Origin of the sequence: Streptomyces cylindrosporus, assembly GCF_022698165.1 — a bacterium.
Taxonomy (GTDB): Bacteria; Actinomycetota; Actinomycetes; order Streptomycetales; family Streptomycetaceae; genus Streptomyces; species Streptomyces cylindrosporus.
In genome coordinates this window covers 1-12,537 of record NZ_JALDAY010000017.1, presented here as the reverse complement: position 1 = coordinate 12,537, position 12,537 = coordinate 1, and the positions used below count along the sequence as shown (strand labels likewise).

The following is a 12,537-nucleotide window of genomic DNA, read 5'->3' as shown; positions in this document are numbered from 1 at the left end:
GCGGCCCGTGAACATAGGGATGCTGTTGGACATGGCCGCCGACGGCTTCGGCGACCGGATCGTCATCGGGCACAAGGACGAGGGGCTGTCCGCCCGGCGGCTGCGTGAACTGGCCGTGGGCGGCGCGCACTTGGCGCGCGCGTCCGAGGCCGACGCGATCCTGTACCTCGCGGTGAACGGCCCGGCCCTCCCGGTCGCCCTGTTCGCCGCCGCCCGCGCCGCCGTACCCCTGGTCCCGGTCAACTACCGCCTGGGCGAGGAACAGCTGGACGCGCTGCTGGCCAACCACCCCCGCGCGCTGGGCATCGCCGACGCCGAGCACGCCGGGGCGCTGCGCCGAGCCGGGCTGCCGGTGCGCACCCCGGCCGAATGGCTGGCCCAGGCCGCCGAGAACGCCGGACTCGCCGCCGACGACGAACCGGCGCAGCCGGATGCGCCCGCCGCCCTCATCTACACCAGCGGGACGACCTCCGCCCCCAAGGGCGTGGTCCTGCGCCACCGCAACCTCGTGTCGTACGTGCTCGGCACGGTGGAGTTCGCGGCCGCCGACCCCGAGGAGGCGGCGCTGGTGAGTGTGCCGCCGTACCACATCGCGGCCGTCTCCAATGTGCTGACGAACCTGTACGCGGGCCGCCGGGCGCTGACGCTGGAGCAGTTCACCCCGGACGGCTGGCTCGGCCTCGTACGGCGGGAACGGATCACCAACGCGATGGTCGTACCGACGATGCTCGCCCGCATCATGGACACGGACGGCCTGGACCGCTCGGTGCCGACCCTGCGCACGCTCGCCTACGGCGGGGCCCGGATGCCGGTTCGGGTCATCGAGGCCGCGCTCGGCGCATGGCCGCACGTGGACTTCGTCAACGCCTACGGACTCACCGAGACCTCCTCCACCATCACGGTCCTCGGACCGGAGGAGCACCGGAGGGCCCTGGCCAGCGACGATCCCGTGGTGCGGGCCCGGCTCGGCTCGGCGGGGCTGCCGGTGCCGGGCATCGAGCTGGAGGTGCGCGACCCGTTCGGCGAGGTCGTCGCGCCCGGGGAGACCGGGCAGATCTGGGTGCGGGGCGAGCAGGTCTCGGGGGAGTACGCCGGCGGCGGACCGGTCGTCGACGAGCGCGGCTTCTTCCACACCCGCGACCAGGGGCACGTCGACGCCGACGGCTACCTCCACATCGAGGGCAGGGCCGACGACACGATCATCCGCGGCGCCGAGAACATCGCGCCGGCCGAGATCGAGGACGTACTCCTGGGACACCCGGACGTGCTCGACGCGGTCGTCGTCGGCGTGCCGGACGAGGAGTGGGGCCAGCGGATCGAGGCGGTGGTCGTGCTGCGCGAGGGCGTGACGGTCGACGCGGATGCCCTGCGCGCGCAGGTGCGCGGCACGCTGCGCGGCTCCCGGACACCGGAGCGGATCGAGTGCTGGCCCGAACTGCCGCGCACGCCCACCGGGAAGCTCGTGCGCCGGGACGTCGTCGAAGCGCTGACCGCCGAAGGCCGCGAGGCCGTCGGCCGACAGGGGTGAGGACATGAGCATCGTCGCCAACAGTGCCGATCCGATCGTGGAGTTGACCGAGCGGACGGCCACCGCGGTGCGCGGCTGGGTTCCGGGGGCCACCGTGGTGTCGGTCGAGCCGCTCACCGGCGGCACGTCGAGTCTCACCTACGTGGCGCGGCTGGCGGGTGTCCCGGCGCCGTACGAGCGCGTGGTCCTCAAGGTGGCGCCGCCCGGTCTGGCTCCGGTCCGCAACCGGGACGTACTGCGGCAGGCACGGCTGATGCAGGTGCTGGCGGGCGTGCCCGGGGTGCGGGTGCCGAAGGTGCTGTTCCTGGACGAGGGGGAGCCGCCCGCCCGCCAGCCCTTCATGGCCATGGAGCTGGTCGCGGGGGAGTGCGTGGAGCCGGTGCTCGTGCCGCGCGGGCGGGTACCGGCCGAGCAGGTCCGGGCCCGGGCCCTCGACGCGGCGCGGATGCTGGCACGGCTGCACCGGGCGGACCCCAAGCGGACACCGCTCGCGGTGGAACCGGTCGTCACACCCGACGCCGAGATCGACCGCTGGGCCCGGGCCTTCACGACCGTTCCCGAGGATCTGCGGGCCGGCTGCGAGAAGGCCGAGGCACGGCTGCGGGCGACCCGCCCCGGGGCGATGATGCCGGTGTTCACCCACGGCGACTACCGCCTCGGCAACACGCTGTGCGACGGAGTCTCGGTCAACGCGGTCATCGACTGGGAGATCTGGTCGCTCGGCGACCCGCGCGTCGACATCACCTGGCTGACCTTCTTCACGGACGAGGCCCGCCACCCGGCGTCCGTGTCGGACGAGCCGACGGGCATGCCGGGCAAGGCGGAACTGATCGACGCCTACCAGGAGGCCCGGGGCTCGGCTCTGCCGGACCTGGAGTGGTTCGAGGCGCTGACGAAGTACAAGGAGGCCGCGGCGACCGCACTCCTGATCAAACGGGGCCGAAAGGCGGGCCGGTTGACCGACATGCACCGGCGCATGCTCCCCGCACTGCCGGTGCTGTTGGAAGAGGCGTTGGAACTGCTCAGTACAGGCCGCCGTCGACCCTGATCAGCGAGCCCGTCGTGTAGCTGGACGCGTCGCTCGCCAGATACAGCGCCGTGCTGATGATCTCCTCGGGGCGCCCCGGTCGGCCCACCGCGCTGCGTGCGCTGTGCCGTTTCTCCTCCGTCCACGCCTTGGAGATGTCCGTCAGGAACGGGCCTGCCGAGATGGTGTTCACGCGCACCTTCGGGCCGTACTCCAGGGCGAAGACGGTGGTCAGGGTGTTCAGGGCCGCCTTGGCGCCGGCGTACGGTCCGAAGCGCGGCTGGGGGAACAGGGCGCCGGAGGACGACACGTTGATGATCGAGCCGCCGTCGCCCTCCGCCATCCGCTGCCCGATCAGCGAGGCCAGCCGGAACGGGCCCTTGAAGTTGACCGCGATCACCTTGTCGAACAGTTCCTCGCTGGTCTCGGCCGAGGAGGGGGCCAGCGGGGACATGCCGGCGTTGTTGACCAGGACGTCGACCTTGCCGAACTCGGCGTAGGCCGCATCCGCGAGGCGGGACAGGTCGTCCCAGTGGCCCACGTGGGCCGCCACCGGCAGCGCGCGGCGGCCCAGGTCACGTACCTCCGCCGCCGCCGTCTCGCACGCGTCCGCCTTGCGGCTGGCGATCACCACGTCCGCGCCCGCCGTGGCGAAGGCCCGCACCATCTCACGGCCGAGCCCGCGGCTGCCGCCGGTGACGAGGGCGACCTTGCCGGACAGGTCGAACAGGTCGGCCGGGGCGATCGACTTGTCGTCGCGCCCACCGCCCGTCTCGCGCTCACCGCTCATGCGTCCACCCGGCCGGTCAGCGCGTCGTCGTCGATGATGTGCGCGTACCGCTTCCGGGCGGCCTCCAGCTTCGGCGGGATGTGCTCGCTGGGGAACAGCCCTTCCGCGGGGCGGTAGTTCTTCAGCAGCTGCTTGGCGATCGTGGTGCGGTGCACCTCGGTGGGGCCGTCGGCGAGGGCGAGGTTCGGGGCGGCCATCCACCACTTCGCGAGCGGGAGTTCGCCCGTGGTGCCGAGCGAGCCGTGCACATGGACCGCCCGCTGGATGATGTCGTGCAGCACCTTCGCCGTCTGCACCTTGCACATCGCGATCTGGGTGCGGGCCGCGCCGTGCGGCTGGGTGTCGATGATCCACGCGGTGTGCAGCACCAGCAGCCGGAACTGCTGCAACTCCACCCAGGAGTCCGCGATGAACTGCTGCACCGCCTGCTTGTCCGCCAGCAGGGTGCCCTGGGTACGGCGGGACAGCGCGCGCTCGCACATCATGTCGAAGGCACGGGTGCACTTGCCGACCGTCCGCATGGCGTGGTGCACCCGGCCGCCGCCGAGCCGGGCCTGGGCCACCTTGAAGCCCTCGCCGGGGCCGCCGAGCATGGCGTCCAGCGGGACGCGGACCTGGTGGTAGCGGATGTAGGCGTGGATGCCCTCGTCGAGGTTCTCCCGCTCGTCCATCGTGCCGACATTGCGCTTGATCTCGATGCCGGGCGTCTCGGACGGGACGATGAACATCGACATGCGCTTGTGCGGGGGCGCGTCCGGGTCCGTGACGGCCATGACGATCAGGAAGGCCGCGTAACGGGCGTTGGAGGAGAACCACTTCTCCCCGTCGATCACCCATTCGTCGCCGTCCCGCCAGGCCCGGCAGACGAACTCCTTGGGGTCGGCGCCCGCCTGCGGCTCGGTCATCGAGAACGTCGAGACGATCTCCCCGTCCAGCAGCGGCCGGAGATAGCGGGCCTTCTGCTCGGCGGTGCCGAACATGGCCAGGATCTCCGCGTTCCCGGTGTCCGGGGCGGCCGTGCCGAAGACGGTCGGGGCCCAGTAGGAGCGGCCGAGGATCTCGTTGAGCAGCGCGAGCTTCACCTGGCCGTAGCCCGGCCCGTCCAGCTCCGGGCCCAAGTGGCAGGCCCACAGGCCCTGTTCGCGGACCTGGTCCTGCAACGGCCGCAGGATCGCGCGGGCCTTCTCGTTGCGGGTGTCGTACGGGTCGCCGCCGTGCGGGAAGAGCAGGTCGAGCGGCTCGACCTCCGTACGGACGAAGGTCGCCGCCCAGTCCAGCTTCGCCTGGAAGTCGGGTTCGATCGTGAAATCCAGCATGCCGAAAACAGTATACTTTTTGAGGCTCCCGGTCCATACTTGACGGCAGACTCGGCGCATTGGGTATGCGCAATAGCATGATCCGTGGAGGTGGAGGTCTGATGCAGAGGCCGATGGAGGGCGTGCGGGTGCTCGAAGTCGCCCAGTTCACCTTCGTCCCGGCGGCGGGCGCCGTGCTCGCCGACTGGGGTGCCGACGTGATCAAGATCGAGCACGCCGAACGGGGCGACGGCCAGCGCGGGCTGAGCCGGGTGCTCGGCTACGCCACCGCCAGCGAGGGCTCGTCCTTCTTCCCGATCATGGAGGGGCCCAACCGCGGCAAGCGCAGCGTCGGCCTGGCCCTGGAAAAACCGTCCGCGCGGCCGGTGCTGGAGGAGCTGATCCGCCGCAGCGACGTGTTCCTGACCAACTTCTTGCCCGAGGCACGGGCGAAGCTGCGCATCGACCTGGAGGACGTCCGGGCGATCAACCCCGACATCATCTACGTCCGCGGCAGCGGCTTCGGCGCCCGCGGCGAGGAGGCCGGCAAGGGCGGCTACGACAGCACGGCCTTCTGGGCGCGCGGCGGCAGCGCCGCCGGCGTCACCCCGCCCGGCGCGGAGCGGATGACCCGGATGCCCGCCGGCGCCTACGGCGACTCGATGGGCGGCATGACCATCGCCGGAGGCATCGCCGCCGCCCTGTACTCCCGGGCCACCACCGGCGAGCCCTCCGTGGTCGACGTGTCGCTGATCGGCGTCGGCGCCTGGGCGACGCAGTTCACGGTCAACCTGGCCCTGCTGAACGGCGGCCCGCTCCCCGTGTCCACCGGGCCCCGCTACGGCTCGGCCACCAACCCGCTGATCGGCGCCTACCTCACCGCCGACGGCCGCTGGATCGAGCTGTCCATGCTGCAACCGGGCCGGTACTGGGGCGAGTTCTGCAAGCTGGCCGGCCGTGAGGAACTCGCCGCCGACGAACGCTTCGACAGCACCGAGAAACTGATGGCCAACGCGGCCGAGGCGGCCGAGCTCGTCGCCGGGATCATCGCGTCCCGGCCCTACGAGGAGTGGGCCGCGATCCTCGCCCGGGGCGAGGGCCAGTGGGCGGCCGTGCAGAACGCCTGGGAGGTCGGCCAGGACCCCGCCCTGCGGGCCAACGGTCTCATCGCCCCCGTCGTGGACGCCGACGGCGTCGACCGCGAACTGGTCGCCAACCCCGTCCAGTTCGACGAGACCCCGGCCGACCTCACCCGGGCACCCCAGTTCGCGGAACACACCGACGAGGTCCTGCGCTCCCTGGGCCTCGGCGACGAGGAGCTCATCGCCCTGAAGATCGACGGCGCGGCGACCTGACGGACGTACGACGAGAGGAGCCGTGATGAGTACGACGCTCGAACCCGACGGAACCCACGAGGGGCTGCCCGCCTATCGCTTCGACAACCGGCTCGGCGGCCCGGTCCTCAGCCACCACGAGCGCTGGGACGAGATGGCCGGCACGCACGGCGGCTTCCGCTCCACCGTCGCCCGCGGCTTCTGGGTCGTCACGGACGGCCCCGCCGTGCAGGAGGCGCTCCAGGACTGGCGGACCTTCTCCAGCACGTCGGTGACCGTGCTGGAACCCGATCCCAAGTTCCTGTGGATCCCCGAGATGCTGGACCCGCCCACGCACTCCGTGTGGCGGCGCCTGCTGGGCCGCTTCTTCTCCCCGGGCGCCGTCGCCGCCCGGGAGCCCGAGGTCCGCCAGGTCGCGGGCGAGATGATCGACGAACTGCGGACCCGCGACGGCGCCGAGGTGCTCGACGAGTTCGCGCGCTGCTTCCCCACCCTGATCTTCATGCGCCTGATGGGCCTGCCGGAGGAGGACCTCGGCACGTTCCTCGCGTGGACCCACGAACTGCTGCACCTCTCGCACCGCGAGGACCCGGACGGCGCCCGGCAGTTGACCGCCATGGCGGAGGTGTCGGCCTACTTCGAGGAGCAGATCGCCCTGCGCCGCAAGGCACCGCGCGACGACCTGCTCTCCACCGCGATGGCCTGGACGATCGACGGCGAACCGATCGACGACCGGGACATGCTCGGCTTCTGCGTCCTGATGTTCCAGGCGGGCTTCGACACGGTGCCGATCTCCGTCGGCTGGGCGCTCTACCACTTCGCCGCGCACCCCGAGCAGCGCGCGGAGATCGTCGCCGACCCCTCGCTCATCGCGACCGGCGTCGAGGAGATCCTGCGCGTGTACTCACCCGTCGTCCCGGCACGCAAGGCCACCCGGGACGTCGAGATCGGCGGCTGCCCGGTGAAGGCGGGCGAGATGGTGATGCTGCCGATCGTCGTCGCCAACCGCGACCCCGAGCGCTACGACAACCCGCTGGAGGTGGACCTGCACCGCAAGGCCACCAACCACATCGCCTTCGGCTCCGGCCCGCACCGCTGCCTCGGCTCGCACCTGGCCCGCCTCGAACTCAACGTGGCCGTCGAGGAGTGGCACCGCCGCATCCCCCACTACCGCATCGCCGAAGGCCAGGAGCTGTGGCAGCACGGAAACATGTACGGCATCAAGTCGCTGCGACTGGAGTGGTGACGCACATGACTCCGCCCCTCGACGCGACGGATCTCTACCACACCGGCATCGTCGTCCCGGACCTGGAGGTCTGGAAGGCCCGGATGACCGAGGTCGCCGGCCACCGGTGGACCGAGACCCTGTCCGCACGGCTGCCGGTCCGGCTGGCCGACGGCGAACGCGTGCTGGAACTGCGCTACGCCTACTCCCTGGACGCCCCGCACATCGAACTCGTGCAGGAGATCCCCGGAACCCCGTGGACGGCGACCGAGCACATCGCCACACACCACCTCGGCTACTTCTGCGACGACGTCACGACGACCTCGAAACGCCTGGAGGAGGCCGGCTTCGCCCTGGAGGCCTGCGCGATCGCCGACGGCGAACCGTCGATCTTCGCCTACCACCTCGCCCCCTCCGGCGTGCGGATCGAGATCGTGGACCGGGCCCGGATCCCGGACCTCGACGCCTACCTCCGCTCGAAGGCGCCGACGTGGCACTGACGTTCACCGAGGAGCACACGGCACTCCGTTCCACCCTGCGCCGCTTCCTCACCGACAAGGCACCGAGCGAGGCGGTACGCCGGGCCATGGAGTCCGAAGAGGGCCACGACCCGCGGCTCTGGCAGCAGATGGCCGGCCAACTCGGCCTACACGGGCTCCCGTTGCCCCAGGAGTACGGCGGTTTCGGCGGCGGCCCGGTCGAGTTGGGCATCGTCCTGGAGGAACTGGGCCGGGCCCTGCTGCCCTCGCCCTACTTCGCCACCGTGGCCCTCGCCGGACAGGCCCTCGCCGCGTCCGGCGACGAGGCGGCGAAGGCCCGCTGGCTGCCCGCGATCGCCGACGGCTCGCTCACCGGCACGCTCGCACTGGCCGAGGAGAGCGGGTCGTGGAACATCGACGACGTCACGGCCGAGGCCGTCCACGGTGACGCAGCCTGGCGGGTGTCGGGCACCAAGATGTTCGTGATCGACGGCCACAGCGCGGACCTGCTGCTGGTCGTGGCCCGCTCGGCCGACGGCCCCGGACTGTACGCGGTCGACGGCACCGCGGCAGGCGTCTCCCGTGCCCGCCTGGAGACGCTCGACCCGACGAGGCGGCTCGCCCGCGTCGACCTCGACGGCGCTCCGGCCACCCGGGTCGGCCCCGAGGGCGACGCCACCGCCTTTCTGCGCACGGTGACCGACCTCGCGGCCGTCGCGCTGGCCGCCGAACAGGTCGGCGGGGCGCAGGCCTGCCTGGACGCGTCCGTCGAGTACGCGAAGACCCGCGTGCAGTTCGGCCGGCCCATCGGGTCGTTCCAGGCGATCAAGCACAAGTGCGCCGACATGCTGCTCAAGGTGGAGGCCGCACGGTCGGCCGCGTACCACGCGCTGTCCGTGGCCGCCGACACCCCGGACGAACTGCCGGTCTCCGCCGCGCTCGCCGCCGCCTACTGCGCGGACGCCCACACCCACGCCGCCAAGGAGAACATCCAGATCCACGGCGGCATCGGCTACACGTGGGAGCACGACGCGCACCTCCACCTCAAGCGCGCGAAGTCCTCCGAGCAGCTCTTCGGCAGCCCAGCGACGCACCGCGGGCGGCTGGCCGAGCTGGTCGGAATCTCTCCGGCCACCGCGACGAAAGGCTGAGTACGTGGGAATTCGCGACCGCCTGTCCCGGCTGCTGAGCGAAGCGGCCGCCGACGCCGAGGCGATCGAGCACCAGGGGGAGTGGTGGACCTGGGGCCAGGTCCAGAAGACCGCCCGGCAGGTCACCGACGCCCTGGACGCGGCGGGCCTGGACGCCGGCGCGCGCGTCGGGGTCGTACTGGAGAACCGGCCCGAACACGTCGCCGTGGTCGCCGCCGTGATCGCCTCCGGACGCTGCCTGGTGATGCTCAGCCCGCTGCAGCCGGCCGCGCGCCTCGCCGCCGACATCGCCCGCTGCCGGCCGCCCGTCGTCGTCTCCGGAGCCGAACCCCTCGCCCGCGAGGGCGTGTCGGCGGCGGTCACCGCGCACGGGGCGGCCCTGGAACTCGGCCCGGACGGCACCCTGGAGCACGTCGGCGGCACGGCACCCGCCGACGCCCCGGCCAACCCGGGTGTCGCCGTGGAGATGCTCACCTCCGGCACCACCGGCCCCCCGAAACGCGTCCATCTGCGCACCCGACAGCTCGACCAGGCCCTGGTCTCCGGCGGACAGATCCCGAAGTCCGAGCGGCTGCTGTCCTCCTCGGCCTCGCTCGTGGCCGCGCCGCTCGTGCACATCGGCGGACTGTGGCGGGCGCTCGGCTGTCTCGCCACCGGGCGGCGCATGATCCTGATGCCCAAGTTCGCCGTCGAACCCTGGGTGCGGGCCGTGGAGACGCACCGGCTGCGGGCGGCGAGCCTGGTACCGGCGGCGATCCGCTCCGTGCTCGACGCGGGCGTGCCGAAGGAGCGGCTGGCGAGCCTCCAGGTCGTCACCTCCGGCACCGCGCCCTGCCCGGCCGAACTCGCCGACGCGTTCTTCCGGACGTACGGCATCCCCGTCCTGATGACCTACGGCGCAACGGAGTTCGCCGGTGCGGTGGTCGGCTGGACGCTGCCGCTGCACGACCGGTGGTGGCAGCGCAAGGCGGGCAGCGCCGGGCGGGCCTTCGACGGGGTCGAACTGCGGGTGACCGGCGACGACGGGACCGAGCTGCCGGTCGGCAGGACCGGCCGGCTGGAGGTCCGTACCGAGCAGAGCACCCGGGGCGGTCGGGCGTGGACGCGGACCAGCGACCTCGCCCGTATCGACGCCGACCGGTTCGTCTGGATCGAGGGGCGCGCGGACGACACCATCATCCGGGGCGGCTTCAAGGTGCAGCCGGAGACGGTCAAACGCGTACTGGAGTCGCACCCGGCCGTACGGGAGGCGGCCGTGGCGGGGCTCCCGGACACCCGCCTCGGCGAGGTCCCGGTCGCGGCCGTCGAGATCGAGCCCCACCAACCCGCCCCGGAACCAGCCGAGTTGACCGCCCTGTGCCGCTCGCGGCTGACCCCGTACGAGGTCCCGGCGCACATCGTCGTCCTGGACGCCCTGCCCCGCACCCCGTCGAGCAAGGTCAGCCGCGTGGAACTGCTGGGCCTGGTCCGTGACCGGCTGGGACAGAAGGAGGAACAGCGGTGACGCGGACGAAGGAGCAGTTCGGCGTCCTGACCGACGAGGCGGTCGAGCGCTCCCGCCGCCGCCTCGGCATCCCCGAGCCCCAGCGCAACCCGCCGCACAACTACGAGGTGACCCGGGACGGCGTACGCCACTTCGCGTACGGCTACGGCGACGACAACCCCCTCTACTGCGACCCGGACTACGCGGCCGGTACCCGCTGGGGCTCGCTCGTCGCCCCGCCCACCTTCCTCTACACGATGGGGGAGGACGCCGCCCCGAAGCCCGACGCGGAGACCAAGGCGCTGCTGAAGGGCGACCCCTTCGCCGGGCTCGGCTCCTACCAGGCGGTGATGGAGTTCGAGTGGTGGCGCCCGCTGCAACTCGGCGACCGCTGCCGGGTGTTGCAGACCCAGGTGGGAGTGCACCTCAAGCCCAGCAGCTTCGGCGGGCGCACCGCGCACGTGGTCCGCGACTACCTCTACGCCAACGGGCGCGGCGAGATGCACGCGCTGCGGCGGGGTACCTGGATCAACGCCGAGCGGCACACCTCGAAGCGGAAGGCCAAGGAAACCCTCGTCCAACAGCCTTATACGGCCGAGCAGTTGGCCACGATCGACGCCGCGTACGCGGCCGAGACCCGGCGCGGTGCCGAGCCGCGGTACTGGGAGGACGTCGAGATCGGGCAGGAGCTCCAGCCCCGCGTGAAGGGCCCGTTGACCACCACCGACGTGGTCGTCTGGCATCTGGGCTGGGGCATGCAGCTCACCCCGCCCGGGGCGTTCGGGATCGCCGCGAAGGTCCGGCGCAAGGCGCCCGGCCTGTACCCGCCGAACCCGATGAACATCCCCGACACCGTGCAGCGCCTGCACTGGGAGCCGGAACGGGCAAGGGAGTTGGGCCTGCCGAACCCCTACGACTACGGCGGTATGCGCGAGACCTGGCTGTGCCATCTCCTCACCGACTGGATGGGCGACGACGGCTGGCTGTGGAAACTCCGCTGCGAGCACCGCAAGTTCAACTACCTCGGCGACACCACGTGGGTGCGCGGCACGGTCGTCGGCAAGCGGGAGACGGACGGGCGGTACGAGGTCGATGTCGACGTGCGGTGCGAGAACCAGCGCGGCGAGGTCACCACCCCGGGCCGGGCCGTCGTCCTGCTGCCGACCCGCGACCGTCCGGTCGAACTCCCGGCGCCGCCCGCCGAGGACCTCGACGGCATGGTCGCCCATGAACTGACCCGATTCGCCGTGACCGGCGATCAACAGCACGAAGCGAGGAGGTAGGCGTGTCCGACGAGGTGCTGGTGGAACGCCGGGGCGCGGTCCAGGTCATCACGATCAACCGCCCGACGGTGAAGAACGCGCTGGACCGGGCGGTGGCCGACGGAGTGGCGGCCGCGGTGGACGAGCTCGACGAGTCGGACGAGCTGCGGGTCGGCGTGCTCACCGGAGCGGGCGGGACCTTCTCGGCCGGCATGGACCTCAAGGCGTGGCTGCGCGGCGAGACGCCCGCGATCGAAGGGCGCGGCCTGTGCGGGATCAGCATGACCCCGCCCCGCAAGCCGCTGATCGCCGCGGTCGAGGGCTGGGCCCTGGCCGGCGGCTTCGAGCTCCTGCTGGCCTGCGACCTGGTCGTCGCCGCCCGCACGGCACGGCTGGGCGTGCCCGAGGTGACGCGGTCCCTCGTCGCCCGCGCCGGCGCGGCTCTCCACCTGCCGCGCCGGATCCCGTACGCGATAGCCCTGGAACTGCTCCTCACCGGCCAACCGATCGACGCCGAACGGGCCGCCGCGTACGGCCTGATCAACCGGCTAACCGACGAGGGAGGGGCGCTCGAAGAGGCGTTGGAACTCGCCGGGACCATCGCGGCGAACGGTCCCCTGGCGGTCGCGGCGACCAAGGAGATCGCCCGCTCGACCGCCGACTGGACGCTGGACGAGGCCTGGGGCAGGCAGTTCGACATCGCCGAGCCGGTGTTCCGCTCCGAGGACGCGAAGGAGGGCGCATCGGCGTTCGCGGAGAAACGGGCACCGGTCTGGAAGGGACGCTGAGGATGGGGGCGGGAGGCGGGAGCGCGGACCTGGACGGCGCGTCGGTTCTGGCGAAGGGGGCGTCGGCTGGTGGTGGTGTCGGGGCCTCGGGTCTGGTGGCGGGGGCGTCGGCTGGTGGTGGTGTCGGGGCCTCGGGTGTGGCCGCGGGAGGCCCGGTTGGTGGTGGTGTCGGGGC

At 72.1% G+C, this 12,537-nt stretch carries 11 protein-coding genes; 9 read left to right on the top strand and 2 right to left on the bottom strand.

The features are described 5' to 3' along the window. Positions 1–7 precede the first annotated feature (7 nt). Positions 8–1,528, top strand: a complete 1,521-nt coding sequence (locus tag MQP27_RS43430; protein ID WP_242776025.1) for a class I adenylate-forming enzyme family protein — start codon at positions 8–10, stop codon at positions 1,526–1,528. A gap of 4 nt (positions 1,529–1,532) precedes the next feature. Then, on the top strand, positions 1,533–2,576 hold the full coding sequence (locus MQP27_RS43425) for a phosphotransferase family protein (protein ID WP_242776023.1): 1,044 nt from the start codon (positions 1,533–1,535) through the stop codon (positions 2,574–2,576). On the opposite strand, the gene MQP27_RS43420 is transcribed toward MQP27_RS43425, so the two are convergent. Then, a complete protein-coding gene (locus MQP27_RS43420; protein WP_242776020.1) occupies positions 2,551–3,345 on the bottom strand; it encodes an SDR family NAD(P)-dependent oxidoreductase in 795 nt (264 codons plus the stop codon). The genes MQP27_RS43425 and MQP27_RS43420 overlap by 26 nt on opposite strands. Further along, the gene (locus MQP27_RS43415) at positions 3,342–4,661 is read right to left on the bottom strand and encodes an acyl-CoA dehydrogenase family protein (RefSeq protein WP_242776018.1); all 1,320 of its coding nucleotides are present in this window, start codon (positions 4,659–4,661) and stop codon (positions 3,342–3,344) included. The genes MQP27_RS43420 and MQP27_RS43415 overlap by 4 nt, the downstream gene beginning before the upstream one ends. A gap of 101 nt (positions 4,662–4,762) precedes the next feature. On the opposite strand from MQP27_RS43415, the gene MQP27_RS43410 reads away from it, so the two are divergent. Genes MQP27_RS43410 through MQP27_RS43380 form a run of 7 tightly spaced genes read left to right on the top strand, consistent with a single transcriptional unit; the run spans position 4,763 to position 12,362 of the window. Continuing rightward, a complete protein-coding gene (locus tag MQP27_RS43410) occupies positions 4,763–5,995 on the top strand; it encodes a CaiB/BaiF CoA transferase family protein (protein WP_242776015.1) in 1,233 nt (410 codons plus the stop codon). Between the two features lie 25 nt (positions 5,996–6,020). Continuing rightward, positions 6,021–7,220 carry a cytochrome P450 gene (locus MQP27_RS43405; protein ID WP_242776012.1) on the top strand — a complete coding sequence of 400 codons (1,200 nt, stop codon included), beginning with the start codon at positions 6,021–6,023 and terminating at the stop codon, positions 7,218–7,220. A gap of 5 nt (positions 7,221–7,225) precedes the next feature. Next, positions 7,226–7,699, top strand: a complete 474-nt coding sequence (locus MQP27_RS43400; RefSeq protein ID WP_242776009.1) for a VOC family protein — start codon at positions 7,226–7,228, stop codon at positions 7,697–7,699. Next, the gene (locus tag MQP27_RS43395; RefSeq protein WP_242776007.1) at positions 7,690–8,829 is read left to right on the top strand and encodes an acyl-CoA dehydrogenase family protein; all 1,140 of its coding nucleotides are present in this window, start codon (positions 7,690–7,692) and stop codon (positions 8,827–8,829) included. The genes MQP27_RS43400 and MQP27_RS43395 overlap by 10 nt, the downstream gene beginning before the upstream one ends. Positions 8,830–8,833: 4 nt before the next feature. Beyond that, complete coding sequence (locus tag MQP27_RS43390) at positions 8,834–10,333, top strand: class I adenylate-forming enzyme family protein (protein ID WP_242776003.1); 1,500 nt, start codon at positions 8,834–8,836, stop codon at positions 10,331–10,333. Continuing rightward, positions 10,330–11,595 (top strand): FAS1-like dehydratase domain-containing protein, encoded by a 1,266-nt coding sequence (locus MQP27_RS43385; RefSeq protein WP_242776001.1) that lies wholly within the window; start codon positions 10,330–10,332, stop codon positions 11,593–11,595. The genes MQP27_RS43390 and MQP27_RS43385 overlap by 4 nt, the downstream gene beginning before the upstream one ends. 2 nt (positions 11,596–11,597) lie before the next feature. Next, the gene (locus tag MQP27_RS43380) at positions 11,598–12,362 is read left to right on the top strand and encodes a crotonase/enoyl-CoA hydratase family protein (RefSeq protein WP_242775998.1); all 765 of its coding nucleotides are present in this window, start codon (positions 11,598–11,600) and stop codon (positions 12,360–12,362) included. The last annotated feature ends 175 nt before the right edge of the window (positions 12,363–12,537 follow it).